This window comes from Enterobacter sp. PL_is379, assembly GCF_055817355.1.
On sequence record NZ_JBVPGT010000017.1, the window covers coordinates 1 to 25,888 of the forward strand.

General features: G+C 55.5%; 24 protein-coding genes and 2 tRNA genes. 19 read left to right on the forward strand and 7 right to left on the reverse strand.

Features of this window, described 5'->3' with window-relative positions; translation table 11 throughout:
* The first annotated feature begins 56 nt into the window (after window positions 1-56).
* Window positions 57-133, forward strand: a tRNA-Asp gene (locus AC0TOY_RS01120).
* Between the two features lie 52 nt (window positions 134-185).
* Window positions 186-261 (forward strand) — tRNA-Trp (locus AC0TOY_RS01125).
* Between the two features lie 99 nt (window positions 262-360).
* Here AC0TOY_RS01125 and hdfR read toward each other — a convergent pair.
* A complete protein-coding gene (gene hdfR / locus AC0TOY_RS01130) occupies window positions 361-1,182 on the reverse strand; it encodes an HTH-type transcriptional regulator HdfR (RefSeq protein WP_024907953.1) in 822 nt (273 codons plus the stop codon).
* A gap of 118 nt (window positions 1,183-1,300) precedes the next feature.
* Between hdfR and AC0TOY_RS01135 the strand changes: the two genes are divergently transcribed.
* On the forward strand, window positions 1,301-1,639 hold the full coding sequence (locus AC0TOY_RS01135) for a MaoP family protein (RefSeq protein WP_008501577.1): 339 nt from the start codon (window positions 1,301-1,303) through the stop codon (window positions 1,637-1,639).
* Window positions 1,640-1,668: 29 nt separating this feature from the next.
* Here AC0TOY_RS01135 and AC0TOY_RS01140 read toward each other — a convergent pair whose 3' ends face one another.
* The gene (locus AC0TOY_RS01140) at window positions 1,669-3,189 is read right to left on the reverse strand and encodes a YifB family Mg chelatase-like AAA ATPase (protein WP_061716303.1); all 1,521 of its coding nucleotides are present in this window, start codon (window positions 3,187-3,189) and stop codon (window positions 1,669-1,671) included.
* Between the two features lie 341 nt (window positions 3,190-3,530).
* Between AC0TOY_RS01140 and ilvL the strand changes: the two genes are divergently transcribed.
* The 7 genes from ilvL to ilvA all read left to right on the forward strand — a co-directional run bounded on the left by ilvL (window position 3,531) and on the right by ilvA (window position 10,081).
* Window positions 3,531-3,629 (forward strand): ilv operon leader peptide, encoded by a 99-nt coding sequence (gene ilvL, locus AC0TOY_RS01145; RefSeq protein ID WP_001311244.1) that lies wholly within the window; start codon window positions 3,531-3,533, stop codon window positions 3,627-3,629.
* 86 nt (window positions 3,630-3,715) lie between these two features.
* Window positions 3,716-3,766, forward strand: a complete 51-nt coding sequence (ilvX, locus tag AC0TOY_RS01150) for a peptide IlvX (protein ID WP_166792073.1) — start codon at window positions 3,716-3,718, stop codon at window positions 3,764-3,766.
* 2 nt (window positions 3,767-3,768) lie between these two features.
* The gene (gene ilvG, locus AC0TOY_RS01155; RefSeq protein WP_473721395.1) at window positions 3,769-5,415 is read left to right on the forward strand and encodes an acetolactate synthase 2 catalytic subunit; all 1,647 of its coding nucleotides are present in this window, start codon (window positions 3,769-3,771) and stop codon (window positions 5,413-5,415) included.
* Window positions 5,412-5,675 (forward strand): acetolactate synthase 2 small subunit, encoded by a 264-nt coding sequence (gene ilvM / locus AC0TOY_RS01160; RefSeq protein WP_024907956.1) that lies wholly within the window; start codon window positions 5,412-5,414, stop codon window positions 5,673-5,675. The genes ilvG and ilvM overlap by 4 nt, the downstream gene beginning before the upstream one ends.
* Window positions 5,676-5,693: 18 nt before the next feature.
* Window positions 5,694-6,623 (forward strand): branched-chain-amino-acid transaminase, encoded by a 930-nt coding sequence (gene ilvE, locus AC0TOY_RS01165; RefSeq protein WP_023309654.1) that lies wholly within the window; start codon window positions 5,694-5,696, stop codon window positions 6,621-6,623.
* A 60-nt stretch (window positions 6,624-6,683) separates the two neighbouring features.
* Window positions 6,684-8,534 carry a dihydroxy-acid dehydratase gene (gene ilvD, locus AC0TOY_RS01170; protein WP_473721396.1) on the forward strand — a complete coding sequence of 617 codons (1,851 nt, stop codon included), beginning with the start codon at window positions 6,684-6,686 and terminating at the stop codon, window positions 8,532-8,534.
* Window positions 8,535-8,536: 2 nt separating this feature from the next.
* Window positions 8,537-10,081: a threonine ammonia-lyase, biosynthetic gene (gene ilvA / locus AC0TOY_RS01175; RefSeq protein ID WP_039267211.1), complete on the forward strand. Its 1,545-nt coding sequence runs from the start codon at window positions 8,537-8,539 to the stop codon at window positions 10,079-10,081.
* A gap of 33 nt (window positions 10,082-10,114) precedes the next feature.
* Here ilvA and ilvY read toward each other — a convergent pair whose 3' ends face one another.
* Entirely contained in the window at window positions 10,115-11,005 is an 891-nt protein-coding gene (gene ilvY / locus AC0TOY_RS01180; protein ID WP_023333829.1) for an HTH-type transcriptional activator IlvY, read from the reverse strand.
* Window positions 11,006-11,157: 152 nt separating this feature from the next.
* Here ilvY and ilvC point away from each other — a divergent pair, with 152 nt between their 5' ends.
* Complete coding sequence (ilvC, locus tag AC0TOY_RS01185; protein ID WP_021242831.1) at window positions 11,158-12,633, forward strand: ketol-acid reductoisomerase; 1,476 nt, start codon at window positions 11,158-11,160, stop codon at window positions 12,631-12,633.
* Between the two features lie 86 nt (window positions 12,634-12,719).
* Here ilvC and ppiC (AC0TOY_RS01190) read toward each other — a convergent pair whose 3' ends face one another.
* Together ppiC (AC0TOY_RS01190) and ppiC (AC0TOY_RS01195) are read right to left on the reverse strand one after the other, a co-directional pair.
* Window positions 12,720-13,001, reverse strand: coding sequence for a peptidylprolyl isomerase PpiC (ppiC, locus tag AC0TOY_RS01190; RefSeq protein ID WP_008501570.1), 282 nt, complete (start codon window positions 12,999-13,001; stop codon window positions 12,720-12,722).
* A gap of 50 nt (window positions 13,002-13,051) precedes the next feature.
* Entirely contained in the window at window positions 13,052-13,333 is a 282-nt protein-coding gene (gene ppiC / locus AC0TOY_RS01195) for a peptidylprolyl isomerase PpiC (RefSeq protein WP_048989374.1), read from the reverse strand.
* A 112-nt stretch (window positions 13,334-13,445) separates the two neighbouring features.
* Between ppiC (AC0TOY_RS01195) and rep the strand changes: the two genes are divergently transcribed.
* A complete protein-coding gene (gene rep, locus AC0TOY_RS01200) occupies window positions 13,446-15,470 on the forward strand; it encodes a DNA helicase Rep (RefSeq protein ID WP_032646096.1) in 2,025 nt (674 codons plus the stop codon).
* Between the two features lie 51 nt (window positions 15,471-15,521).
* On the opposite strand, the gene gppA is transcribed toward rep, so the two are convergent.
* Window positions 15,522-17,006 (reverse strand): guanosine-5'-triphosphate,3'-diphosphate diphosphatase, encoded by a 1,485-nt coding sequence (gene gppA, locus AC0TOY_RS01205; protein WP_024907961.1) that lies wholly within the window; start codon window positions 17,004-17,006, stop codon window positions 15,522-15,524.
* A gap of 5 nt (window positions 17,007-17,011) precedes the next feature.
* Window positions 17,012-18,280, reverse strand: coding sequence for an ATP-dependent RNA helicase RhlB (gene rhlB, locus AC0TOY_RS01210; RefSeq protein WP_021242834.1), 1,269 nt, complete (start codon window positions 18,278-18,280; stop codon window positions 17,012-17,014).
* A gap of 144 nt (window positions 18,281-18,424) precedes the next feature.
* Between rhlB and trxA the strand changes: the two genes are divergently transcribed.
* From trxA to rffC, 7 genes are all read left to right on the forward strand, one after another.
* Entirely contained in the window at window positions 18,425-18,754 is a 330-nt protein-coding gene (gene trxA / locus AC0TOY_RS01215) for a thioredoxin TrxA (RefSeq protein ID WP_006179218.1), read from the forward strand.
* A 345-nt stretch (window positions 18,755-19,099) separates the two neighbouring features.
* A complete protein-coding gene (gene rho / locus AC0TOY_RS01220; protein ID WP_008501566.1) occupies window positions 19,100-20,359 on the forward strand; it encodes a transcription termination factor Rho in 1,260 nt (419 codons plus the stop codon).
* Window positions 20,360-20,600: 241 nt separating this feature from the next.
* Complete coding sequence (gene wecA, locus AC0TOY_RS01225) at window positions 20,601-21,704, forward strand: UDP-N-acetylglucosamine--undecaprenyl-phosphate N-acetylglucosaminephosphotransferase (protein WP_032646094.1); 1,104 nt, start codon at window positions 20,601-20,603, stop codon at window positions 21,702-21,704.
* Window positions 21,705-21,717: 13 nt separating this feature from the next.
* Window positions 21,718-22,764 (forward strand): ECA polysaccharide chain length modulation protein, encoded by a 1,047-nt coding sequence (gene wzzE, locus AC0TOY_RS01230; protein ID WP_032646093.1) that lies wholly within the window; start codon window positions 21,718-21,720, stop codon window positions 22,762-22,764.
* 56 nt (window positions 22,765-22,820) lie between these two features.
* Window positions 22,821-23,951 (forward strand): non-hydrolyzing UDP-N-acetylglucosamine 2-epimerase, encoded by a 1,131-nt coding sequence (gene wecB / locus AC0TOY_RS01235; RefSeq protein WP_248166420.1) that lies wholly within the window; start codon window positions 22,821-22,823, stop codon window positions 23,949-23,951.
* Window positions 23,948-25,210, forward strand: coding sequence for a UDP-N-acetyl-D-mannosamine dehydrogenase (wecC, locus tag AC0TOY_RS01240; RefSeq protein WP_148769917.1), 1,263 nt, complete (start codon window positions 23,948-23,950; stop codon window positions 25,208-25,210). The genes wecB and wecC overlap by 4 nt, the downstream gene beginning before the upstream one ends.
* Window positions 25,207-25,884: a dTDP-4-amino-4,6-dideoxy-D-galactose acyltransferase gene (gene rffC / locus AC0TOY_RS01245; protein WP_473721397.1), complete on the forward strand. Its 678-nt coding sequence runs from the start codon at window positions 25,207-25,209 to the stop codon at window positions 25,882-25,884. Before wecC ends, rffC begins: the two co-directional genes overlap by 4 nt.
* The last annotated feature ends 4 nt before the right edge of the window (window positions 25,885-25,888 follow it).

Consider the following 25,888-nt stretch of genomic DNA (forward strand, 5'->3'; position numbering starts at 1 on the left):
ATCAAATTAAGTAGTAAGCCGGTGCATAAATCCGGTGGTTACAAGCAGTCTTCGGTGGAGCGGTAGTTCAGTCGGTTAGAATACCTGCCTGTCACGCAGGGGGTCGCGGGTTCGAGTCCCGTCCGTTCCGCCACTTATTAAGACATTAAGCCTGCCTTATCGGCAGGCTTAATGGCAAAAACTTTAGGGGCGTAGCTCAGTTGGTAGAGCACCGGTCTCCAAAACCGGGTGTCGCGAGTTCGAGTCTCTCCGCCCCTGCCATATAGAATCCTTTGCTTCGGCAAAGGATTTTTTTTGCCTGAAACGCTGCAGAAAACGCTCTTCTTAATTTTTCAGCCAGCATTCCTGCTGGCTGATGTATCAATCCATTACATTGATTTTTAACAGATCTTTTATCTGTGATTGCTTATCACTGTTTTGCAGCCAAATCGCATACAGCGGCCTGGTAAGCGTGGTGGAATCCAGCACCGTATGCAGCCCCGCTTTAGTATCTGCCCAGCGCACAGGTAACCAGGTACAACCTCTCAGCAAGGGCAGCTGCTGACAGGCGATCTCTGCAGAGCTGGTCGTTAACTGCGGAACATCATCAGGTGCGATCAATCCCGTCTCATGCTGCTGGAAATCTGGCCCCCATTCCAGGCGCAAATAGGTCAGGTCTGCCTTCATCATTGAAGGTTCAGAGGCATAAAGCGCCAGTCCAAACTGACCCACAATCTGGCTGCTAAATTCGTCCATCTTGGGGGCTTCGGTTGTGATCAGAAGATCAAGCTGGCGCTCATGAAGTTGCTTAACCAGCGACTGCCGTTGCGCAATCCTGGCTTCGAATTGCAGGTGACTGTGTGAATGATAAAGCCGGGTAAGCCACTGACTTAGCATACATTCCCACAGGGAAGCGCTGGCCCCTATCGAGAACTCATTATGCCTCGACGTATGTGCCACCTCTTTGCGTGCCGCCTGCCAGGTATTCATAAGCGTTTCAGCGTACGGCAGCAGTTTCTCGCCGGCAGGCGTTAAGCGAATATTGTTACGATGGCGGGTAAAAAGATTCACACCCAGTTGATTTTCCAGCTGTCGAATACGAAAACTGACGGCTGACTGCGTCAGGTAAAGGGCTTCAGCTGCTCGCCCAAAGTGGCGTGTTCTGCTCACTTCAAGGAAAGTTTTAAGCAATTCCGTATCCACATCTTTCTCCGCAAAATTATTTGTCGTTATGATTTAAATGTTTTGTTTTACACTCTGTCAAGCGTAACTAATACTCCGCGCCATAAATAGCTCGGCCAAAGAATTAGGAGCGTGTAGGATGGCGGAAAGCTTTACGACGACTAATCGTTTTTTCGACAATAAACATTATCCGCGCGGGTTCTCTCGTCACGGCGATTTCACCATCAAAGAAGCTCAACTGCTTGAGCGCCATGGTTATGCCTTTAACGAGCTGGATCTGGGTAAGCGTGAACCTGCAACCGAAGACGAAAAACAGTTTGTTTCTGTTTGCCGTGGTGAGCGTGAGCCGCAGTCTGAAGCGGAACGTGTGTGGATCAAGTACATGGCGCGCATTAAGCGTCCAAAGCGCTTCCATACGCTGTCTGGCGGTAAGCCGCAGATGGAAGGTGCAGAAGACTACACCGAGTCTGATGACTAAGATGATAAGAAGGGGCTACGGCCCCTTTTTTATGCCAGCAACTTCTGCAGATGCAGCAGCAAACGATCGATAGCGCGATAGCTCAGCGCCTCCTGCAAATGTTTCCTCTCAATGTCAGTGCACCCCTCCACGTCAGCAATGGTTCTGGCCACTTTCAACAAACGCTGCCACGCACGTATGGACAGCCCGAACCGCGTCAACGTCTCCTCCAGCCATCCCGCATCCTCAACGTTAAGAGAACAAAACTGCCGGATCCCGGCATTATCGAGCCGCGCATTTAGCCTGTTCTGACGAGCGTACTGCCGCTTCTGGGCTGCAATCACCCGCTCGCGTACCTCTGCTGAGCTTTCACCCGTGATGCCCGTTTGCCTGAGCAGACCCGGTGGGGGAAGCGGGATTTCGAGAGATAAATCGAAACGGTCGAGGAACGGACCGGATAACTTACCGAGATAGCGCAATGTCTGCTCTGGCGTACAGCGGTTATGGTTGCCCTGGTAGTGACCCGTCGGGCTGGGGTTCATCGCGGCGACCAGCTGAAACTGCGCGGGATAGCTTATTTTGGCCCGCGTGCGCGATATATGTATTTCGCCGGATTCAATGGGTTCTCTCAGTGCATCCAGCACGCGGCGCTCAAACTCCGGCAATTCATCAAGAAACAGAATGCCATTGTGTGCCAGCGAGATCTCACCCGGCCCGGGGATAGACCCACCGCCGACCATTGCCGTCAGTGAAGCGCTATGATGTGGGGAACGAAAAGGGCGACGGCGCCACTGTTTTTGCAACGATGCAGAACTGATGAGGCTGTATATGGCGGCACTTTCCAGCGCTTCATGATTGTTGAGCGGTGGAAGCAACCCACTCAACCTGCTCGCCAACATGGTTTTACCCGTACCCGGCGGACCAATTAACAGAAGATTGTGTCCCCCTGCAGCCGTAATCTCCAGCGCCCGTTTCCCTTGTTCCTGCCCCATAATCTCGCTGAGATCCTCTGGAGCATCCGCTATAACATCATCACACTCCTCCGGCTCGGACAGTTCATGCCGCCCTTCCAGCCATGCACAAACTTCCTGTAAATGCCCCGCGATGAGGCATCCTTTTTCCGCGATAAGACTCACTTCTGATGCGTTTTCATTGGCCACAATGATTTGCCGCCCTGCACGTATGGCTTCCAGCGCTCCCGATATCGCCCCGGGAACGCCTCTTAACGCGCCTGTAAGCGCGAGTTCGCCAACGAACTCATACGAGCCTAGCCGTGTCGTATTAAGCTGCTCAGAAGCCGCGAGAAGGGCAATTGCGATAGGTAAATCGTATCGTCCCCCCTCTTTAGGCAGATCGGCAGGAGCAAGGTTGATGGTGATCTTCTTCGCGGGGAAGGCATAACCGCTATTTATTATTGCGCTGCGGACGCGATCCCTGGCCTCTTTAACCGTCGTTTCAGGTAATCCGACAAGCGTGAGTCCGGGCAGCCCATTACTCAAATGTACCTCTACGGAAACAAGCGGTGCCTTTACCCCGAGAGCCGCACGCGTATAAACAACTGACAGTGACATTTGCACTACCTCCTGGTGTGACTATGTCAGTGCTCGTTATATTTGTTTAGCGCCATTTCGTGAATTTACGCCGCTTGTTCAGGGATTTTAATGGTGTATTGCAACAATCTCATAATCGTGGAAACCTCCTCGCAGAACGTAAAAAATCCTGTTTTGACGGTTAGCGCCACAGTAAAAAAATGAAAAATATTCATTTTCTAATTTCCGTATATAAAACAACGCTTTTAAGAAATATGATTCGCGGACTAACCAAATCCGTCATAAATAAATCTTGTGTTTGATTTGAAAACTGTGATAACTCTTTAGGTATTCCTTCGAACAAGATGCAAAAAGAACTGAAAATGACAGCCCTTCTACGAGTGATTAGCCTGGTCGTGATTAGCGTGGTGGTGATTATTATCCCACCGTGCGGGGCTGCACTTGGACGAGGAAAGGCTTAGAAATCAAGCCTTAACGAACTAAGACCCCCGCACCGAAAGGTCCGGGGGTTTTTTTATGACTAAAAAACGCAAATGAGGAGCAGAGCATGACGACTAGCACAAAATTCTGTTTCTCCCGATTTATGACGGGGAACTAACTATGAATGGGGCACAGTGGGTAGTACATGCGTTGCGCGCGCAGGGAGTCGAGACAGTATTCGGTTATCCGGGTGGCGCAATTATGCCGATTTACGATGCACTGTATGACGGCGGCGTGGAACATCTCTTGTGCCGACACGAGCAGGGCGCAGCGATGGCAGCCATCGGCTATGCCCGCGCGACAGGTAAAACGGGCGTATGTATGGCGACTTCAGGCCCGGGCGCAACTAACCTCATCACCGGCCTGGCTGACGCGCTGCTGGATTCCGTTCCCGTTGTCGCCATCACCGGGCAGGTGGCGTCTCCGTTCATCGGTACCGACGCTTTCCAGGAAGTCGACGTCCTCGGTTTATCGCTGGCCTGCACCAAACACAGCTTCCTCGTCCAGTCTCTGGAAGAGCTGCCGCGCGTAATGGCAGAAGCGTTCGAAGTGGCAAACTCAGGTCGTCCTGGTCCGGTTCTGGTCGATATCCCGAAAGATATCCAGGTGGCATTCGGCGATTTGGAACCGCACTTCTCAACCGTTGAAAGCGACAATGCGTTTCCGGATGCGGAAGTTGAAGAGGCCCGTCAGATGCTGGCGCAGGCGAAACAGCCGATGCTGTACGTCGGCGGTGGCGTCGGCATGGCGCAGGCCGTCCCAGCCCTGCGCGAATTTATCGCAACAACGCAGATGCCAGCGACCTGTACGCTGAAAGGTCTCGGTGCCGTCGACGCGGATTACCCATACTATCTGGGCATGCTGGGGATGCACGGCACCAAAGCGGCAAACCTGGCGGTGCAGGCGTGCGATCTGCTCATCGCCGTAGGTGCCCGTTTTGACGACCGCGTCACCGGCAAGCTGAATACCTTTGCGCCGAACGCCAAAGTGATCCATATGGATATCGACCCGGCGGAGATGAACAAGCTGCGTCAGGCGCACGTTGCCCTGCAGGGCGATCTCAACGCGCTGTTACCGGCATTGCAGCAGCCGCTGGATATCAATGCATGGCGTCAGCACACCGCAGACATGCGCGCCGAGCACGCCTGGCGTTACGACCACCCCGGCGAGGCCATCTACGCGCCGCTGCTGTTGAAGCAGTTGTCCGACCGTAAACCGGCTGACAGCGTCGTCACCACCGACGTAGGCCAGCACCAGATGTGGTCCGCGCAGCACATGACCTACACCCGCCCGGAAAACTTCATCACCTCCAGCGGGTTAGGGACGATGGGCTTCGGTCTGCCAGCCGCCGTTGGCGCACAGGTTGCCCGCCCGAACGATACCGTTATCTGTATCTCCGGTGACGGCTCCTTCATGATGAACGTTCAGGAGCTCGGCACCGTTAAGCGTAAGCAGTTGCCGCTGAAGATCGTGTTGCTCGACAACCAGCGTTTAGGGATGGTTCGTCAGTGGCAACAGCTGTTCTTCCAGGAGCGCTACAGCGAAACGACGCTCACCGATAACCCCGATTTCCTCACCCTGGCCAGCGCCTTTGGCATCCCTGGTCAGCACATCACCCGTAAAGGTCAGGTTGAAGCGGCGCTCGACACCATGCTGAACAGCGATGGGCCTTACCTGCTTCATGTCTCAATCGATGAACTCGAGAACGTCTGGCCGCTGGTACCGCCTGGTGCCAGTAACTCACAAATGATGGAGAAATTATCATGATGCAGCATCAGGTCGCCGTACAGGCTCGCTTCAACCCGGAAACCTTAGAACGCGTTTTGCGCGTGGTGCGTCATCGTGGTTTTCAGATTTGCTCTATGAATATGGAGACGGCCACTGACGCCCGGAATATCAGTATCGAATTAACCGTTGCCAGCCCGCGGTCGGTCGACTTACTGTTTAGTCAGTTATCAAAGCTGGTAGACGTTGCCCATGTTGCCATCTGCCAGAGCACAACCACATCACAACAAATCCGCGCTTAAGCGTGACAGGACGAAAAAATGACGACAAAAAAAGCTGATTACATTTGGTTCAACGGTGAGATGGTTCGCTGGGAGGACGCGAAGGTCCACGTGATGTCCCACGCGCTGCATTACGGTACCTCCGTGTTTGAAGGCATCCGCTGCTACGATTCTCACAAAGGGCCAGTGGTGTTCCGCCATCGCGAACACATGCAGCGTCTGCATGACTCAGCCAAAATTTATCGTTTCCCGGTATCTCAGAGCGTGGATGAGCTGATGGAAGCCTGCCGCGACGTGATCCGTAAGAACAACCTGACCAGCGCCTATATTCGTCCGCTGGTCTTCGTGGGCGACGTCGGTATGGGCGTGAACCCGCCAGCGGGCTATACCACGGATGTGATCATTGCCGCGTTCCCATGGGGTGCCTACCTGGGTGCAGAAGCCCTGGAGCAGGGGATCGACGCAATGGTCTCTTCCTGGAACCGCGTTGCGCCAAACACCATCCCGACCGCCGCGAAAGCGGGCGGTAACTACCTCTCTTCACTGCTGGTCGGTAGCGAAGCGCGCCGTCACGGCTATCAGGAAGGTATCGCTCTGGACGTAAACGGCTACATCTCCGAAGGCGCAGGTGAAAACCTGTTTGAAGTGAAAGACGGCATCCTGTTCACGCCGCCGTTCACCTCGTCCGCGCTGCCGGGCATCACACGTGATGCCATCATCAAGCTGGCGAAAGATCTGGGTATCGAAGTGCGCGAGCAGGTGCTGTCTCGCGAATCCCTGTACCTGGCGGATGAAGTCTTTATGTCCGGTACCGCGGCTGAAATCACGCCGGTGCGCAGCGTAGACGGTATCCAGGTGGGCGAAGGCCGCTGTGGCCCGGTCACCAAACGCATTCAGCAAGCGTTCTTTGGCCTCTTCACCGGCGAAACAGAAGATAAATACGGCTGGTTGGATCAGGTTAATCACTAAGTATAAATTTGGGACGGCACGCACCGTCCCATTACATAGTCAGACGGGAGTAAATAAAGCATGCCTAAGTATCGTTCAGCCACCACCACCCATGGCCGTAACATGGCGGGTGCCCGCGCACTGTGGCGCGCCACCGGAATGACCGACGCCGATTTCGGTAAGCCGATTATCGCCGTGGTGAACTCCTTCACCCAGTTCGTTCCGGGCCACGTTCACCTGCGCGATCTGGGTAAGCTGGTTGCCGAGCAAATCGAGGCCTCCGGCGGCGTGGCGAAAGAGTTCAACACCATTGCGGTGGATGACGGTATCGCGATGGGGCACGGGGGCATGCTCTATTCACTGCCGTCGCGCGAGCTGATCGCCGACTCGGTGGAGTACATGGTTAACGCCCACTGCGCCGATGCAATGGTCTGTATCTCCAACTGCGACAAAATCACCCCGGGGATGCTGATGGCCTCCCTGCGCCTGAATATTCCGGTGATCTTCGTCTCCGGTGGCCCAATGGAAGCGGGGAAAACCAAGCTCTCCGACAAAATCATCAAGCTCGACCTGGTTGATGCGATGATCCAGGGTGCTGATCCGAAAGTCTCTGACGAGCAGAGCGATCAGGTTGAGCGCTCCGCGTGCCCGACCTGCGGCTCCTGTTCCGGGATGTTCACGGCGAACTCCATGAACTGCCTGACCGAAGCGCTGGGTCTTTCTCAGCCGGGCAACGGCTCGCTGCTGGCGACCCACGCCGACCGTAAGCAGCTGTTCCTCAATGCCGGTAAACGTATCGTTGAGCTGACCAAACGCTACTACGAGCAGGATGACGCCAGCGCGCTGCCGCGCAGCATCGCCAGCAAAGCGGCGTTCGAGAACGCCATGACGCTGGATATCGCCATGGGCGGTTCCACCAACACCGTTCTGCACCTGCTGGCCGCCGCGCAGGAAGCCGAAATCGACTTCACCATGAGCGACATCGACAAGCTGTCCCGTAAAGTGCCGCAGCTGTGTAAGGTCGCGCCGAGTACGCAGAAGTACCACATGGAAGACGTGCACCGTGCCGGTGGCGTCATCGGTATCCTCGGCGAGCTGGATCGCGCCGGGCTGCTGAACCGTGACGTGAAAAACGTCCTCGGCCTGACGTTGCCGGAATCGCTGGACCAGTACGACGTGATGCTGACCAAAGACGACGCGGTGAAAAAAATGTTCCGCGCGGGTCCTGCCGGTATTCGCACCACCCAGGCGTTCTCGCAGGACTGTCGCTGGGATACCCTGGACAATGACCGCGCCGAAGGCTGCATCCGCTCGCTGGAACACGCCTACAGCAAAGACGGCGGCCTGGCCGTGCTGTACGGTAACTTTGCGGAAAACGGCTGCATCGTGAAGACCGCTGGCGTGGACGACAGCATCCTGAAATTCACCGGTCCGGCGAAAGTGTACGAAAGCCAGGATGAAGCGGTAGACGCTATCCTGGGCGGTAAAGTGGTGGAAGGCGACGTGGTTGTCATCCGTTATGAAGGGCCGAAAGGCGGCCCGGGCATGCAGGAGATGCTCTACCCAACCACCTTCCTGAAATCGATGGGCCTCGGTAAAGCCTGCGCGCTGATCACCGACGGACGTTTCTCCGGCGGCACCTCCGGCCTCTCTATCGGTCACGTTTCGCCGGAAGCGGCAAGCGGCGGCAACATCGCCATCATCGAAGACGGCGACCTGATCGAAATCGACATTCCGAATCGCGGCATTCAGCTCAAGCTGAGCGACCAGGAAATTGCGGCCCGTCGTGAAGCGCAGGAAGCCCGCGGCGACAAAGCCTGGACGCCGAAAGACCGCCAGCGCGAAGTCTCCTTCGCCCTGCGCGCCTACGCGAGCCTTGCCACCAGTGCAGATAAAGGCGCGGTGCGCGATAAATCTAAACTTGGGGGCTAATGATGGCCGAGTCGCAACCCTTATCCGCCGCCCCCGAGGGGGCGGAATACCTCAGAGCGGTGCTGCGCGCGCCGGTCTATGAAGCCGTGCAGGTCACACCCCTGCAGAAAATGGAAAAACTCTCTTCGCGCCTCGACAACGTGATCCTGGTCAAGCGCGAAGACCGTCAGCCGGTGCACAGCTTCAAGCTGCGCGGCGCCTACGCGATGATGGCCGGGCTGACCGACGAGCAGAAAGCGCGCGGCGTGATTACCGCCTCAGCGGGCAACCACGCGCAGGGTGTAGCTTTCTCTTCGGCCCGTTTAGGTCTGAAAGCGCTGATCGTGATGCCGGTCGCTACCGCCGACATCAAAGTCGATGCGGTACGCGGTTTCGGCGGCGAAGTGCTGCTCCACGGCGCCAACTTTGACGAAGCGAAAGCCAAAGCGATCGAGCTGGCGCAGCAGCAGGGGTTCACCTGGGTGCCGCCGTTCGACCATCCGATGGTTATTGCCGGGCAGGGGACGCTGGCGCTTGAACTGCTGCAGCAGGATGCCCATCTCGACCGCGTGTTTGTGCCGGTCGGCGGCGGCGGTCTGGCCGCGGGCGTGGCGGTGCTGATCAAACAGCTGATGCCGCAGATTAAAGTCATCGCCGTTGAAGCGGAAGACTCTGCCTGCCTGAAAGCGGCGCTGGATGCGGGTCACCCGGTAGATCTGCCGCGCGTCGGGCTGTTTGCCGAGGGCGTGGCGGTGAAGCGCATTGGCGACGAAACGTTCCGCCTGTGTCGGGAATATCTCGACGATATCGTCACGGTGGATAGCGATGCCATCTGCGCGGCGATGAAAGATCTGTTCGAGGATGTGCGCGCGGTGGCGGAACCTTCCGGCGCGCTGGCGCTGGCAGGGATGAAAAAATACATCGCGCAGCACAACATTCGCGGCGAGCGGCTGGCGCACGTGCTGTCTGGTGCCAACGTGAACTTCCACGGTCTGCGCTACGTTTCCGAGCGCTGCGAACTGGGCGAACAGCGGGAAGCGCTGCTGGCGGTGACCATCCCGGAAGAGAAGGGCAGCTTCCTGAAGTTCTGTCAGCTGCTGGGTGGTCGTTCTGTGACGGAATTTAACTACCGTTTTGCCGATGCCAAAGACGCCTGTATTTTTGTCGGCGTGCGCCTGAGCCGCGGCGTGGAGGAGCGCAAAGAGATCCTCAACCTGCTGCATGAGGGCGGCTATAGCGTGGTCGATCTCTCTGACGACGAGATGGCGAAGCTGCACGTGCGCTACATGGTCGGCGGGCGTCCATCGAAGCCACTCAGGGAACGTCTGTTCAGCTTCGAGTTCCCGGAATCGCCGGGCGCGCTGCTCAAGTTCCTTCACACGCTGGGCACGCACTGGAACATCTCTCTGTTCCACTACCGCAGCCACGGCACCGACTACGGGCGCGTGCTGGCGGCGTTTGAACTGGGCGAGCACGAGCCGGATTTCGAAACGCGGCTGAACGAACTGGGCTATGAGTGTCACGACGAAACCCATAACCCGGCCTTCCGCTTCTTCCTCGCGGGCTAAGGGCTGGCCGGGTAAGCGCAGCACCATCCGGCTTTAGTGGTTCGGCAATATCGTCCAGAACGCATCAATAAGCGGCTCATGCAGCCGCTTTTTTTGTGCGCACACGCCAAGCTCAAACGGCGTCTTCTCGTCGCTGCGCTCCAGAATCATTACGCGATTGCGCACCGGTTCCGGGCTATTTTCCAGCACCACTTCCGGCAGCAGCGCCACGCCGCAGCCCAGCGCCACCATCGACACCATCGCCTCATGGCCGCTGACCGTGGCGTAAATCGACGGGTTGCTGATTTTCTGACGGCGGAACCACAGCTCAATGCGACGTCGCACCGGCCCCTGATCGGCCATGATAAACGGCACCGTGGACCAGTCCGGTTTTTCCACCGACACCTGATTACGCACCGGGCAGGGCAGCGCGGGGGCAATCAGCACCACCGCCAGATTCTCCAGCATTGAGAATGCCACCGCGCCCGGCAGGGTTTCCGGCTTCCCGGCAATGGCGAGATCCGCTTCGCCCGTCACCACTTTCTCCATTGCGTCGGAGGCGTCGCCGGTAGTGAGTTTAATTTCAACCGACGGATGCGCCGCGCGGAAGCGGTCGAGAATGGGCGGCAGATGGCTATAGGCGGCGGTCACGGAGCAGAAAATATGCAGCTCACCGGAAAGTGACGGCCCCTGCTGGTCAATCGAGTGACGCAGCTGCTGGTACTGCAACAGCGTCTGCTGGGCAAAAATGCGCAACTCTTCGCCCGCTTCCGTGAGGGTGACGGTGCGGTTGTCGCGCACGAACAGCGGCTGGCCGAGGTCTTCCTCAAGGCGCTGGATCTGGCGCGAAAGCGTGGAGGGGCTAACGTGCATCGCCCGCGCGCTGCGGCCAAAGTGACGGCTTTCCGCCAGGTGCAGGAACATTTTCAGATCGCGTAAATCCACTGATTCCACTCCCTCTTTTTATATTGCAAAAATTGCAACGTGACGTTGTGAATATATCAATTTCCGCAATAAATTTCCTGTTGTAATGTGGGTACATTCTCGCTGAAACGCGAACCGAACAATAAGACACACAACATCACGAGGTATCACCCATGGCTAACTACTTTAATACACTGAACTTGCGCCAGCAGCTGGCGCAGCTGGGCAAATGCCGCTTCATGGCGCGCGACGAATTTGCCGATGGCGCGAGCTACCTTCAGGGTAAAAAAGTGGTCATCGTCGGCTGTGGCGCACAGGGTCTGAACCAGGGCCTGAACATGCGTGACTCCGGTCTGGATATCTCCTACGCCCTGCGTAAAGAAGCGATTGCCGAGAAGCGTGCTTCCTGGCGTAAAGCGACCGAAAACGGCTTCAAAGTGGGTACCTACGAAGAGCTGATCCCGCAGGCGGATCTGGTGGTTAACCTGACCCCGGACAAACAGCACTCAGACGTTGTGCGTTCCGTACAGCCGCTGATGAAAGACGGTGCCGCGCTGGGCTACTCCCACGGCTTCAACATCGTTGAAGTGGGCGAGCAGATCCGTAAAGACATCACCGTAGTGATGGTGGCACCGAAGTGTCCGGGTACGGAAGTGCGTGAAGAGTACAAACGTGGCTTCGGCGTGCCGACGCTTATCGCAGTTCACCCGGAAAACGATCCGAAAGGCGAAGGCATGGCGATTGCCAAAGCATGGGCAGCGGCGACCGGCGGCCACCGTGCGGGCGTGCTGGAATCTTCCTTCGTTGCCGAAGTGAAATCTGACCTGATGGGCGAGCAGACCATTCTGTGCGGCATGCTGCAGGCCGGTTCTCTGCTGTGCTTCGACAAGCTGGTAGAAGAAGGTACTGACCCGGCCTACGCGGAAAAACTGATTCAGTTCGGCTGGGAAACCATCACCGAAGCGCTGAAGCAGGGTGGTATTACGCTGATGATGGACCGTCTGTCCAACCCGGCAAAACTGCGTGCTTACGCGCTGTCTGAACAGCTGAAAACCATCATGGCGCCGTTGTTCCAGAAACACATGGACGACATCATCTCCGGCGAGTTCTCTTCCGGTATGATGGCGGACTGGGCGAACGACGATAAGAAACTGCTGACCTGGCGTGAAGAGACCGGTAAGACCGCGTTCGAAACCGCGCCGCAGTATGAAGGTAAAATCGGCGAGCAGGAGTACTTCGATAAAGGCGTCCTGATGATCGCGATGGTGAAAGCAGGCGTTGAGCTGGCGTTCGAAACCATGGTCGATTCCGGCATCATCGAAGAGTCTGCGTACTACGAATCACTGCACGAACTGCCGCTGATTGCGAACACCATCGCCCGTAAGCGTCTGTACGAAATGAACGTGGTGATCTCTGATACCGCAGAATACGGTAACTACCTGTTCTCTTACGCCTGCGTACCGCTGCTGAAAGAGTTTATGACCACTCTGCAGACGGGCGATCTGGGCAAAGCGATTGCGGAAGGTGCTGTGGACAACGCGCAGCTGCGCGATGTGAACGAAGCCATTCGCAGCCACCAGATCGAGAAAGTGGGTCACAAACTGCGTGGCTACATGACCGATATGAAGCGTATCGCGGTAGCGGGCTAACAATCTTGTCGGGTGGCGCTTCGCTTACCCGACCTACAAAACCGTAAGATGTAGGCCGGGTAAGGCGCAGCCGCCACCCGGCTTTTTTATTTGCGATACAGCACTTTAATCACGTGGTAGCCGAACTGCGTGTGCAGCGGGCCGGTTGGCTCCAGCACCGGGCAGGAGAAGACCACTTTATCGAACGCCGGAACCATCTGACCCTGGCGGAATTCACCCAGATCGCCGCCGCGTTTGCCTGACGGACAGATGGAGTGCTTCTTCGCCAGCTTGCCGAAGTCGGCGCCGTTTTTGATCTGCTCCAGAAGATCTAAAGCCAGTTTCTCTTCTTTAACAAGAATATGCAGTGCTGCTGCTGTTTTTGCCATGATCGTGCCTTGAATAGGTTGAGATAAATCGGGGCGCAATATACCACGCGTCAGCGGCGATAAAGCACCTTAATGATATGGTAGCCAAATTTGGTTTTTACCGGGCCGTAGGGCTTCAGAAGCGGGCAGCTAAAGACCGCCTGATCGAACGGGCCGACCATTGCACCTTGTTGAAACTCCCCAAGATCGCCGCCATTGCGCCCGGACGGGCATTTAGAGTAACGCTTCGCCAGATGATCAAAGCTGATGCCGCGCTCCAGCCTGGCCAGGATCTCCTGGGCCAGTTTCTCTTCTTTTACCAGAATATGCAGGGCTGCTGCGGTCTTTTTCATGGTTCTGCTCTAAGGGTTAAACGCGATTTCTCCACTTTATCATTAGCCGGTAAATCTGCGCCCGGCTTTCTGCTACAATCCACACCCCGTTCGAAGATTGAGCAATACTCCCATGCGTTTAAACCCTGGACAACAACAAGCGGTCGAATTCGTTACTGGACCATGCCTGGTGCTGGCAGGGGCCGGTTCGGGTAAAACCCGCGTGATCACCAACAAAATCGCCCATCTGATCCACAACTGTGGGTATCAGGCGCGACACATTGCGGCGGTCACCTTTACCAATAAAGCGGCGCGCGAGATGAAAGAGCGTGTCGGTCAGACGCTGGGCCGTAAAGAGGCGCGCGGCCTGATGATCTCCACCTTCCACACGCTGGGGCTGGATATCATCAAACGCGAGTATGCGGCGCTGGGAATGAAGTCCAACTTCTCGCTCTTCGATGACACCGATCAGGTGGCGTTGCTCAAAGAGCTCACCGAGGGGCTGATCGAAGATGACAAGGTGCTGTTGCAGCAGCTGATCTCGACGATCTCAAACTGGAAAAACGATCTGATGACCCCGGCCCAGGCCGCGGCGATCGCCAAAGGCGAACGGGATCGCATCTTTGCCCACTGCTATGGTCTGTACGACGCGCACATGAAAGCGTGCAACGTGCTGGACTTCGACGACCTGATCCTGCTGCCGACGCTGCTGCTGCAGCGCAATGAAGAGGTTCGCGAGCGCTGGCAGAACAAAATCCGTTACCTGCTGGTAGATGAGTATCAGGACACCAACACCAGCCAGTACGAGCTGGTGAAGCTGCTGGTGGGGCAGCGCGCGCGTTTTACCGTTGTAGGCGACGACGATCAGTCAATTTACTCCTGGCGCGGCGCGCGCCCGCAAAACCTGGTGCTGCTGAGCAAAGATTTCCCCGCCCTGCAGGTGATTAAGCTGGAACAGAACTATCGCTCCTCCGGGCGTATCCTGAAAGCAGCTAACATCCTGATTGCCAATAACCCGCACGTGTTTGAGAAGCGTCTCTTCTCCGAACTGGGTTACGGTACGGAGCTGAAAGTGCTCAGCGCCAACAATGAGGATCATGAAGCGGAGCGCGTGACGGGTGAACTCATCGCCCACCACTTCGTCAACAAAACCGAATATAAGGATTACGCGATCCTCTATCGCGGCAATCACCAGTCGCGCGTCTTTGAAAAGATGCTGATGCAGAACCGCATTCCGTACAAAATCTCGGGCGGCACGTCGTTCTTCTCACGACCAGAAATCAAAGATCTGCTGGCCTATCTGCGCGTGCTCACTAACCCGGATGACGACAGCGCGTTTCTGCGCATCGTGAATACGCCAAAACGCGAGATTGGCCCGGCGACGCTGCAAAAGCTCGGCGAGTGGGCGATGACCCGCAACAAAAGTATGTTTACCGCCAGCTTCGACATGGGGCTGAGCCAGACGTTAACCGGACGCGGGTATGACTCGTTAACCCGCTTCACCCACTGGCTCGGCGAAGTGCAGCGTCTCGCGGAGCGCGAGCCGGTGGCGGCAGTGCGCGATCTCATTCACGGCATCGACTATGAGTCCTGGCTGTACGAAACGTCGGCCAGCCCGAAAGCGGCTGAGATGCGCATGAAGAACGTTAACCAGCTCTTCAGCTGGATGACCGAAATGCTGGAAGGCTCTGAAATCGACGAGCCGATGACGCTGACGCAGGTGGTCACTCGCTTTACCCTGCGCGACATGATGGAGCGCGGCGAGAGCGAAGAAGAGGCCGATCAGGTTCAGCTGATGACGCTGCATGCGTCAAAAGGTCTGGAGTTCCCGTATGTCTATCTGGTCGGTATGGAAGAGGGGTTGTTACCGCATCAGAGCAGCATTGATGAAGACAACGTCGACGAGGAACGCCGTCTGGCCTATGTGGGGATCACCCGTGCGCAGAAAGAGCTGACGTTCACGCTGTGTAAAGAGCGCCGTCAGTATGGCGAACTCGTCCGCCCTGAGCCGAGTCGTTTCCTTCTGGAGCTGCCGCAGGATGACGTGATCTGGGAACAGGAGCGCAAAGTGATTACCGCAGAAGAGCGGATGCACAAGGGGCAGGCTAACGTGGCAAACATCCGCGCCATGCTGGCAAAAGCCAAAGAGAAAGGATAATGATGAGTAGGCCGGGTAAGGCGAAGCCGCCACCCGGCAATGTTCAGCGTATTACTTCACTTCCAGCACCCAGTGCACATAGCTCTGCCACTGGCACTCCTGCTCGATCATCTCTGCCCCAAGCGGGTGACGATCAATCCAGTTCTCCGGTAACGTCAGCGAAAGCTTCTCGTCATCGGCCACCAGACTAATGGCTGGCAGCAAATCATCGCGGCGGCGGCTGGCAAACAGGATCGCCAGACGCAGCAGGCGGCACAGATGCTCGGCCACGCGCGGCGGTACGGCGTTTTGCTGATGCAAAGACGAGAGATCAACGGCATTGGTCTGGTTCAGCAGCAGCGTTGCCAGCAATTTTTTCTGCGCAGGTGTATAGCCCGGTAAATCCAGGTTGCGCACCAGATACGCTGCATGAGCCGGTGCCTGCTTAAAATCAATGCTCAGCCCCACTTCATGTAGCGCACAGGCGCTTAGCAATAAATCTCGGCTCAGAGGATCAAGATCCCAGACGTTAGCGACCTGATCGGCGAAGCGTGACGCCAGCTGCGATACGCGTCCTGCCTGATCGATATCAACCAGAAAACGACGCTGCACGTTGCGCAGGGTACGGCTGCGGATATCCTGATCGACCGACAGATGCAGCATCCCGTAGACCAGACCTTCGCGCAGCGCGCCGCCGGCCAGGGTCATACACTGGATGTTCAGCTCGGTGAAAATAGCGATAAGAATGGCCAGTCCGCTCGGGAAGACCAGCGCGCGCTCCAGCGTCAGGCCTTCAATTTCCAGCTCTTCCAGGCGTCCGCACTGAATGGCGCGCTGTTTCAGCTGCTGAAGTTTGGCAAGCGTAATCCGTTCGTCCATTCCCTGCGCCATCATGATTTCCTGCAGAGCCTGCACGGTACCCGAGGCACCCACGCAGACTTTCCAGCCGTGATAGCGCAGCTCGTCCATCACCGGGCGTAACACTTCGCGCGCGGCGTTCTCTGCCTCGTCGAAGTTCTCTTTCCCGAGATTACGATCGGTAAAGTAGCGCTCAAGCCAGGTCACGCAGCCCATCGACAGGCTGAACAGCGACGTTGCCTGCGCGCCGGTGCCGGTCACAAGCTCGGTACTGGCACCGCCGATATCCACTACCAGGCGACGATCGTCACCCCCCGTGGTGTGTGCAACACCCTGATAAATCAGGCGAGCTTCTTCTTCACCGCTGATAACCTGAACCGGACAACCGAGAATTTCCTGCGCTCTGGCAATAAAATCCACGGCGTTAACCGCCAGGCGGAGTGTCGCAGTGGCGACCACGGTGATTTGGGCATGCGGGATATCCTGCAGACGCTCGGCAAAGAGCCGCAGACACTGCCAGCCACGTTCCATGGCTTCAGGTGAGAGGTGATTGTCGCTGCTCAGGCCCGCCGCGAGGCGGACCTTGCGCTTAATGCGCGTCAGCGTTTGTATGCTTCCCGCCACCTCGCGCACAACCAGCATATGAAAACTATTCGAACCGAGATCAATTGCCGCATAAAGCGAGGTGGAGCTGAGCATATTTTTTAACCTGAACGACGACGATTACGCGGTGCGCCGCCTGAACGACGCGGACCATTGCCGGAGCGTGGGCGGGTTAGACGCTTAGGCGGCGGCAGTTCGCTTAACAGCGCTTCCGGATTGTATTTGCTCTGCGGAATAGAGTGACCGATATAAGTCTCAATGGCTGGAAGATTCAGCGCATACTCTTCACACGCAAGGCTAATCGAGTGACCGCTTGCGCCCGCACGACCGGTACGACCGATACGGTGTACGTAGTCTTCGCAGTCGTCTGGCAGATCGTAGTTAAAGACGTGCGTCACGGCCGGAATGTGTAAACCACGTGCCGCCACGTCGGTTGCGACCAGAATATCGAGATCGCCACGGGTAAATTCTTCAAGAATGCGCAGGCGTTTTTTCTGCGCCACGTCGCCGGTCAGCAGGCCAACACGGTGACCGTCTGCAGCCAGATGGCCCCAGATGTCTTCACAACGGTGTTTGGTGTTCGCGAAGATAATGGCGCGATCGGGCCATTCTTCTTCGATCAGAGTTTGCAGCAGACGCATTTTCTCTTCATTGGAAGGATAGAAGAGCTCTTCTTTAATGCGGTGACCCGTTTTCTGCTCCGGTTCCACTTCCACGTATTCGGCGTTGTTCATCTGTTCGAACGCCAGTTCGCGCACACGGTAGGAGAGGGTTGCAGAGAACAGCATATTCAGGCGCTGATTGGCCGGAGGCATACGGCGGAACAGCCAGCGGATGTCTTTAATGAAGCCCAGATCGTACATGCGGTCAGCTTCATCGAGCACCACAACCTGGATTGCACCGAGGTTAATGTGGTTCTGTTTAGCGTAGTCGATAAGACGGCCGGTGGTACCGATCAGGATATCCACACCGCTTTCCAGCACTTTCAGCTGTTTGTCGTAGCCGTCGCCGCCATAGGCCAGTCCAAGCTTAAGGCCGGTAGCCTGCGCCAGGGGTTCAGCGTCTGCATGGATCTGTACCGCCAGTTCTCGCGTCGGGGCCATAATTAGCGCGCGCGGCTGGTTAACTTTGCGGTCTGCAATCGCTGGGTGAGAAAGTAAATAATGAAACGTTGACGTTAAAAACGCCATCGTTTTGCCGGTACCGGTTTGCGCCTGCCCGGCAACATCGCGACCGGCCAGCGTCAGCGGCAGCGCGAGGGCCTGAATGGGCGTGCAGTTATGAAACCCTTTATTTTCAAGGGCTTCAATCACCTTCGGGTGCAGCGCGAAGTCGGAAAACTTCTGTTCTGTTAAATGTGTTTTGCTCATAGTGTGGTAGAATATCAGCTTACTATTGCTTTACGAAAGCGTATCCGGTGAAATAAAGTCAACCTTTAGTTGGTTAATGCGACATCAACACGTCGTTGGTGGAGACAAAACCAACGTACCAGGCTTATTCCTGTGGAGTTATATATGAGCGATAAAATTATTCACCTGACTGACGACAGTTTTGACACGGACGTACTTAAGGCTGACGGGCTGATCCTCGTCGATTTCTGGGCTGAATGGTGTGGTCCTTGCAAAATGATCGCCCCGATTCTGGATGAGATCGCCGACGAATATCAGGGCAAACTGACCGTTGCCAAGCTGAACATCGACCAGAACCCGGGCACCGCACCAAAATACGGTATCCGTGGCATTCCGACCCTGCTGCTGTTCAAAAACGGCGAAGTGGCGGCGACCAAAGTGGGCGCGCTGTCCAAAGGTCAACTGAAAGAGTTCCTGGACGCTAACCTGGCGTAAGGTTTCTCCGCTGTGCGTTCAGAGCTCCCGGCTAAATGATGTGGAACTCTGGACGCCCGGCTGAAGTCGTGCTAAGTTAGCTATGACTTCGTTTTAAACATATCTTGTTGTTTGAATCTTGTTTTACCCGATACTTCCCGTTGTTGACATGAACAGTGCGTGAAGTGGCTAAATTCCGGGCTTGTCACTCAATCCGTCTTGTCGTTTCAGTTCTGCGTTCTTTCCCTGTGACCAGACAGCGAACAGACATGAGTTGATGGCCGCTAAACAGGCATGGATGACCCTGCCATACCATTCACAACATTAAGTTCGAGAATCACCCCGAGTTTAAGAACCCACACCATTATGAATCTTACCGAATTAAAGAATACGCCGGTTTCTGAGCTGATCACTCTCGGCGAAAATATGGGGCTGGAAAACCAGGCTCGTATGCGCAAGCAGGACATCATTTTCGCCATCCTGAAGCAGCACGCTAAGAGTGGCGAAGATATCTTTGGCGACGGTGTGCTGGAGATATTGCAAGACGGATTTGGTTTCCTCCGCTCTGCAGACAGCTCCTACCTCGCCGGCCCTGACGACATCTACGTATCCCCCAGCCAAATCCGCCGTTTCAACCTCCGCACTGGTGACACCATTTCAGGTAAGATTCGTCCTCCTAAAGAGGGTGAACGCTACTTTGCGCTGTTGAAAGTCAATGAAGTTAACTTCGACAAACCTGAAAACTCGCGTAATAAGATCCTCTTTGAGAACTTAACGCCGCTGCACGCGAACTCTCGCCTGCGTATGGAACGTGGTAACGGTTCGACCGAAGACTTAACCGCGCGTGTTCTGGATCTGGCATCACCTATTGGTCGCGGCCAGCGTGGTCTGATTGTGGCGCCGCCAAAAGCGGGTAAAACCATGCTGCTGCAGAACATCGCGCAGAGCATCGCCTATAACCACCCAGACTGTGTGCTGATGGTGCTGCTGATTGACGAACGTCCGGAAGAAGTGACCGAGATGCAGCGTCTGGTTAAAGGTGAAGTGGTTGCTTCAACCTTCGATGAGCCAGCATCTCGCCACGTTCAGGTTGCGGAAATGGTTATCGAGAAGGCAAAACGCCTGGTTGAGCACAAGAAAGACGTGATCATCCTGCTCGACTCCATCACCCGTCTCGCGCGTGCCTACAACACCGTGGTGCCAGCGTCTGGTAAAGTGCTGACCGGTGGTGTGGATGCTAACGCCCTGCATCGTCCGAAACGCTTCTTCGGTGCCGCACGTAACGTGGAAGAGGGCGGCAGCCTGACCATCATCGCGACGGCGCTGATCGATACCGGTTCAAAAATGGACGAAGTGATTTACGAAGAATTTAAAGGTACAGGTAACATGGAACTGCACCTTTCTCGTAAAATCGCTGAAAAACGCGTCTTCCCGGCTATCGACTACAACCGTTCCGGTACCCGTAAAGAAGAGCTCCTCACCACGCAGGAAGAGCTGCAGAAAATGTGGATCCTGCGCAAAATCATCCATCCAATGGGTGAAATTGACGCGATGGAATTCCTCATTAACAAACTGGCGATGACCAAAACCAACGACGATTTCTTCGACATGATGAAACGCTCGTAACGCAAATAAAGCCAGCGAACGCCACGTTTTTACGTGGCGTTTTTCTTTTATGGCCTATACGCTAGTACCACCTACTCCCAATTTTGACCGGTCAGTGCGACAATAAGATAATTCGCACAGTAAAAACATTAATAGCTTGAATAATAAACAAATGGAACTGTAAGAGGTTTGCTTTATAACTTCAGGCTCAGCGCCTTGATGGTTATACTTGCTTGACTAACATTTGTTGAGAACATCCATTGTGAACCTACTTGATACGTTTACTGAACTAACCAGTATTTTCTTGTTTACCACCTGCTTTTTGTTTCTGGCACGTAAGGTGGCGAAATATCTGGGGTTAGTGGATAAACCCAACTTCCGTAAGCGTCATCAAGGTATGATCCCTTTGGTCGGGGGTATCTCCGTTTTCGCGGGGATCTGCTTCACATTCGCCATAGCGGATTACTATATTCCACATGCCAGGCTGTACCTGACCTGCGCGACTGTGCTTGTGGTGGTTGGCGCTCTTGACGACCGTTATGATATTAGCGTCAAAATCCGCGCCTTCGTTCAGGCTGCTGTGGCTATTGCTATGATGGTGTTCGCTAAGTTGCACTTGAGTAGCCTGGGTTATATTTTTGGCTCCTGGGAGATGGAACTCGGTCCGTTCGGTTATTTCCTGACACTTTTTGCCGTGTGGGTGGCGATTAACGCGTTCAACATGGTTGACGGTATTGATGGTTTGCTTGGAGGCCTGTCCTGCGTCTCATTTGCCGCAATTGGTTTCATTTTATGGTTCGATGGGCAATATAGCCTTGCTATGTGGTGTTTTGCCATGATTGCGGCCATCCTGCCTTATATCCTTTTAAATCTCGGCGCATTGGGCCGGCGCTATAAAGTATTCATGGGTGATGCGGGTAGTACGCTTATCGGCTTTACTATCATTTGGATCTTGCTGGAAACCACTCAGGGTGATGTACACCCCATTAGCCCGGTAACGGCATTATGGATTATCGCTATCCCGTTAATGGATATGGTTGCGATTATGTATCGCCGCCTGCGTAAAGGGATGAGTCCTTTCTCTGCTGATCGTCAGCACATTCATCATTTGATCATGCGAGCCGGATTCACTTCCCGGCAGGCATTTGTGCTTATTACGCTGGCGGCTGCTATTCTAGCGGGGATTGGCGTGACGGCGGAATATACACATTTTGTTCCTGAATGGGCTATGTTGGTATTGTTCTTGCTAGCTTTTTCTCTCTATGGCTACTGCATCAAGCGCGCATGGAAGGTAGCACGCTTCATTAAACGTATTAAGCGCAGGATGCGTCGTAGCAGTGGCAAACATACAACATTAACTAAGTAAAACCGGGACTATGATGACTCAACCGTTGGCGGGAGCGAAATCAGTGGTAACTGAGAATGAACTGGATATTCGGGGTTTGTTTCGCGTGTTATGGGCAGGCAAACTTTGGATTGCCGGGATCGCGCTGGGGTTTGCACTGTTAGCGCTGGCCTATACATTCTTTGCAAAACAGGAGTGGAGCGCCACGGCAATCACGGACAAACCAACGGTTAACATGCTCGGGGGATACTATTCCCAGCAGCAATTCCTGCGAAATCTGGATATCAAAGCCAGTCTTGCAACGCCAGACCAGGCCTCCGTTATGGATGAAGCCTATAAAGAGTTTGTGATGCAGCTGGCTTCGTGGGATACCCGCCGCGATTTCTGGTCCCAGACGGATTACTACAAGCAGCGTCGGGTTGATAACACCAAAGCCGATGCCGCCCTGCTGGACGATCTGATTAACAATATCCAGTTTATGCCGGGCGATGCGCTGCGTAACGTGAATGACAGCGTCAAGCTAATTGCAGAAACTGCGCCGGATGCCAACAACCTGTTGCGTCAGTATGTTGCGTTTGCCAGTCAGCGTGCCGCAAGCCATCTTAACGAAGAGCTTAAAGGCGCCTGGGCGGCTCGTACCATCCAGATGAAAGCGCAGGTGAAACGTCAGGAAGAGGTGGCTAAAGCCATTTTTGCTCGTCGTGTACACAATATTGAGCAGGCGCTGAAAATTGCGGAACAGCACAATATTTCCCGTACTGAAACGGACGTGCCGGCTGATGAGCTGCCTGACTCTGAAATGTTCCTCCTTGGCCGCCCTATGCTGCAGGCGCGTCTGGAAAACCTGAAGGCCGTTGGGCCTGATTTTGACCTCGATTACGATCAAAATCGCGCGATGCTTAACACGCTTAATGTCGGTCCATCCCTGGATCCGCGTTTTCAGACCTATCGTTATTTGCGAACGCCTGAAGAACCTGTAAAACGCGACAGTCCGCGCCGCGCATTCCTGATGATCATGTGGGGAATTGTGGGGGCACTCGTTGGTGCTGGCGTGGCGTTAACGCGTCGTCGTACAAACTAAGAACGCCGTCTACGATGAAGGCTGCGGCCTTCATCGTCTAATCGAAGAGAATCGATGTGAAAGTACTTACCGTATTTGGCACCAGGCCGGAGGCCATTAAGATGGCGCCTCTGGTTCATGCGCTGGCCAGCGATCCTGATATTGAAGCAAAAGTGTGCGTCACAGCTCAGCACCGGGAGATGCTCGACCAGGTCTTAACGCTCTTTTCCATCGTCCCGGATTACGACCTCAATATTATGAAACCGGGGCAAGGTTTGACGGAAATAACCTGCCGCATACTGCAAGATCTCAAGCCGATCCTGGAGTCATTTAAGCCTGACGTGGTGCTGGTACACGGTGATACCACCACTACCGTGGCGACAAGCCTGGCCGCGTTCTACCAGCGAATTCCCGTGGGACATGTTGAGGCGGGGCTGCGTACCGGCAATCTTTATTCACCGTGGCCGGAAGAGGCCAACCGCACGTTAACGGGCCATCTGGCGATGTACCACTTTGCGCCAACGGAAAACTCTCGTCAAAACCTGCTGCGTGAAAATATCGCCGATAATAAAATCTTTGTGACCGGCAATACGGTCATTGACGCGTTAATTTGGGTACGTGACCGCGTCCTGGCAAATAGCGATCTTCAGAAAGAGCTCGCAGCCCGCTATCCGTTCCTCCACAACGGCAAAAAAACTATTCTGGTCACTGGTCATCGACGCGAAAGCTTTGGCCGGGGTTTTGAGCAAATCTGCCATGCGCTGGCTGAAATCGCCGCGCAGAACGACGATGTGCAAATTGTCTATCCAGTACACCTTAACCCTAACGTCAGCGAGCCGGTCAATCGTATTCTGGGCCACGTCGAAAACGTCCTGCTGATCGAACCGCAGGACTACATGCCGTTTGTCTGGCTGATGAACCATGCCTGGCTGATCCTCACCGATTCCGGCGGTATTCAGGAGGAAGCACCTTCCCTTGGCAAACCGGTGCTGGTGATGCGTGAAACGACCGAACGTCCGGAAGCCGTCAAAGCCGGTACGGTGCGTCTGGTCGGCACCAACGCGCAGCTTATCGTCGAAGAGGTCACGCGCCTGCTGCAGGACGATGAAGCGTATCAGGCAATGAGCCGGGCCCATAATCCGTATGGCGACGGGCAGGCTTGCGGTCGTATTTTGCATGCACTTAAACACAATCGGGTATCGCTATGAGTTTTACTACCATCTCTGTCATTGGTCTTGGCTACATTGGCTTGCCCACCGCGGCGGCGTTTGCCTCTCGTCAAAAACAGGTTGTCGGTGTGGATATCAACGCACGCGCGGTGGAAACCATTAACCGTGGCGAAATTCATATTGTCGAGCCCGATCTTGACCGCGTGGTGAAAGAGGCTGTGGACGGAGGCTTCCTGCGTGCCAGCACGACCCCTGTGGAAGCAGATGCCTACCTGATTGCCGTTCCAACACCCTTTAAAGGTGACCACGAGCCCGACATGGCTTTTGTCGAGGCGGCGGCAAAATCCATCGCACCTGTGCTGAAGAAAGGGGCACTGGTGATCCTGGAATCGACCTCTCCGGTTGGTGCTACCGAGCAGATGGCACAGTGGCTGGCCGACGCGCGCCCTGATTTAAGCTTCCCGCAGCAGGTAGGGGAGCAGGCGGATATCAACATCGCCTACTGTCCGGAGCGCGTGCTGCCGGGCCAGGTCATGGTCGAACTGATTAAAAACGACCGCGTCATTGGCGGTATGACGCCCGTCTGTTCCGAACGCGCCAGCGCGCTGTACAAGATTTTCCTGGAAGGTGAATGTGTGGTGACCAACTCCCGCACCGCCGAGATGTGCAAGCTGACGGAAAACAGCTTCCGCGACGTCAATATCGCTTTTGCGAACGAACTGTCGCTGATCTGTGCCGATCAGGGGATTAACGTCTGGGAGCTGATTAGCCTGGCGAATCGCCATCCGCGCGTCAACATTCTCCAGCCAGGCCCGGGAGTAGGCGGACACTGTATCGCCGTCGATCCGTGGTTTATCGTGGCGCAGAATCCGGCGCAGGCGCGCCTGATTCGCACCGCGCGTGAAGTGAACGACAGCAAGCCTCACTGGGTGCTCAATCAGGTTAAAGCGACGGTAGCGGATTGTCTGGCAGAGAGCGGCAAGCGCGCCAGCGAGCTGAAAATTGCCTGCTTTGGTCTGGCATTTAAACCCAATATTGACGATCTGCGTGAAAGCCCGGCGATGGAAATTGCCGAGATGATTGCCGAATGGCACAAGGGCGAAACGCTGGTGGTTGAGCCGAATATCCATGAATTACCGGCAAAACTGGCGGGACACTGCGCGCTGACGGCGCTGGACGACGCGCTGGCGGCGGCGGACGTGCTGGTGCTGCTGGTGGATCATAAAGAGTTTAAAGCGACGTCCGGCGATGCCGTTCGTCAGCAGTATATTGTGGATACCAAAGGTGTCTGGCGTTGAATAGCCTGAATGGGGTACTCGAGCCCCTGCAGTGGGAGAGTGCCTTTTTCGGCCTGCCGTCGGCCATCGTGCGTCTGCGCGATGACGTGCCGGTGCTGGCTGAATCGGATTTTATCGCCTGGCAACGAGTGCAGGCGAAGATCCCGGCGGAGCGCGTCGATCTGCTTGACGCGCTCCAGCAGCACGGCTTTCAGCTGGTTGAAGGTGAGGTCGATCTTTCCATTACCCTCACCCGGCACGATGCGTCCGGCGCGGAAATTGCAACGGAACAGGATATCCCCGTGCTGCGTCGGATGGCGGCCCGGGCGTTTGCGCAGAGCCGCTTTCGTGCGCCCTGGTATGCACCTGACGATAGCGGGCGTTTCTATGCCCAGTGGATAGAGAATGCCGTCAAAGGCACCTTTGACCACGTCTGCCTGGTTTTCCGTGCAGGGGACGGTCAAATCCAGGGGTTCGTCTCGCTGCGTAAGCTCAACGAGCGCGAGGCGCGTATCGGCTTATTAGCCGGGCGCGGCATGGGTGAGAAACTCATGCAGGCGGCGCTGCACTGGGCGCAGCAGCAACAGCTTGTGACGCTGCGGGTCGCGACCCAACTGGGCAACACCGCCGCGCTTAAACGTTATATTGCGAGTGGTGCCAACATCGACGCCACCGCCTACTGGTTATACAGGTGACAAG

What these genes read in the sequence shown, in the direction of transcription:
- wzzE (WP_032646093.1), top strand. Translation starts at nt 21,718, where the DNA reads ATGACTCAACCGTTGGCGGGAGCGAAATCAGTGGTAACTGAGAATGAA.
- rhlB (WP_021242834.1), bottom strand. Translation starts at nt 18,280, where the DNA reads ATGAGCAAAACACATTTAACAGAACAGAAGTTTTCCGACTTCGCGCTG.
- AC0TOY_RS01135 (WP_008501577.1), top strand. Translation starts at nt 1,301, where the DNA reads ATGGCGGAAAGCTTTACGACGACTAATCGTTTTTTCGACAATAAACAT.
- ppiC (WP_048989374.1), bottom strand. Translation starts at nt 13,333, where the DNA reads ATGAAAAAGACCGCAGCAGCCCTGCATATTCTGGTAAAAGAAGAGAAA.
- rep (WP_032646096.1), top strand. Translation starts at nt 13,446, where the DNA reads ATGCGTTTAAACCCTGGACAACAACAAGCGGTCGAATTCGTTACTGGA.
- ilvA (WP_039267211.1), top strand. Translation starts at nt 8,537, where the DNA reads ATGGCCGAGTCGCAACCCTTATCCGCCGCCCCCGAGGGGGCGGAATAC.
- gppA (WP_024907961.1), bottom strand. Translation starts at nt 17,006, where the DNA reads ATGCTCAGCTCCACCTCGCTTTATGCGGCAATTGATCTCGGTTCGAAT.
- AC0TOY_RS01140 (WP_061716303.1), bottom strand. Translation starts at nt 3,189, where the DNA reads ATGTCACTGTCAGTTGTTTATACGCGTGCGGCTCTCGGGGTAAAGGCA.
- ilvL (WP_001311244.1), top strand. Translation starts at nt 3,531, where the DNA reads ATGACAGCCCTTCTACGAGTGATTAGCCTGGTCGTGATTAGCGTGGTG.
- ilvM (WP_024907956.1), top strand. Translation starts at nt 5,412, where the DNA reads ATGATGCAGCATCAGGTCGCCGTACAGGCTCGCTTCAACCCGGAAACC.
- ilvG (WP_473721395.1), top strand. Translation starts at nt 3,769, where the DNA reads ATGAATGGGGCACAGTGGGTAGTACATGCGTTGCGCGCGCAGGGAGTC.
- ppiC (WP_008501570.1), bottom strand. Translation starts at nt 13,001, where the DNA reads ATGGCAAAAACAGCAGCAGCACTGCATATTCTTGTTAAAGAAGAGAAA.
- ilvD (WP_473721396.1), top strand. Translation starts at nt 6,684, where the DNA reads ATGCCTAAGTATCGTTCAGCCACCACCACCCATGGCCGTAACATGGCG.
- ilvE (WP_023309654.1), top strand. Translation starts at nt 5,694, where the DNA reads ATGACGACAAAAAAAGCTGATTACATTTGGTTCAACGGTGAGATGGTT.
- rho (WP_008501566.1), top strand. Translation starts at nt 19,100, where the DNA reads ATGAATCTTACCGAATTAAAGAATACGCCGGTTTCTGAGCTGATCACT.
- ilvC (WP_021242831.1), top strand. Translation starts at nt 11,158, where the DNA reads ATGGCTAACTACTTTAATACACTGAACTTGCGCCAGCAGCTGGCGCAG.
- wecC (WP_148769917.1), top strand. Translation starts at nt 23,948, where the DNA reads ATGAGTTTTACTACCATCTCTGTCATTGGTCTTGGCTACATTGGCTTG.
- trxA (WP_006179218.1), top strand. Translation starts at nt 18,425, where the DNA reads ATGAGCGATAAAATTATTCACCTGACTGACGACAGTTTTGACACGGAC.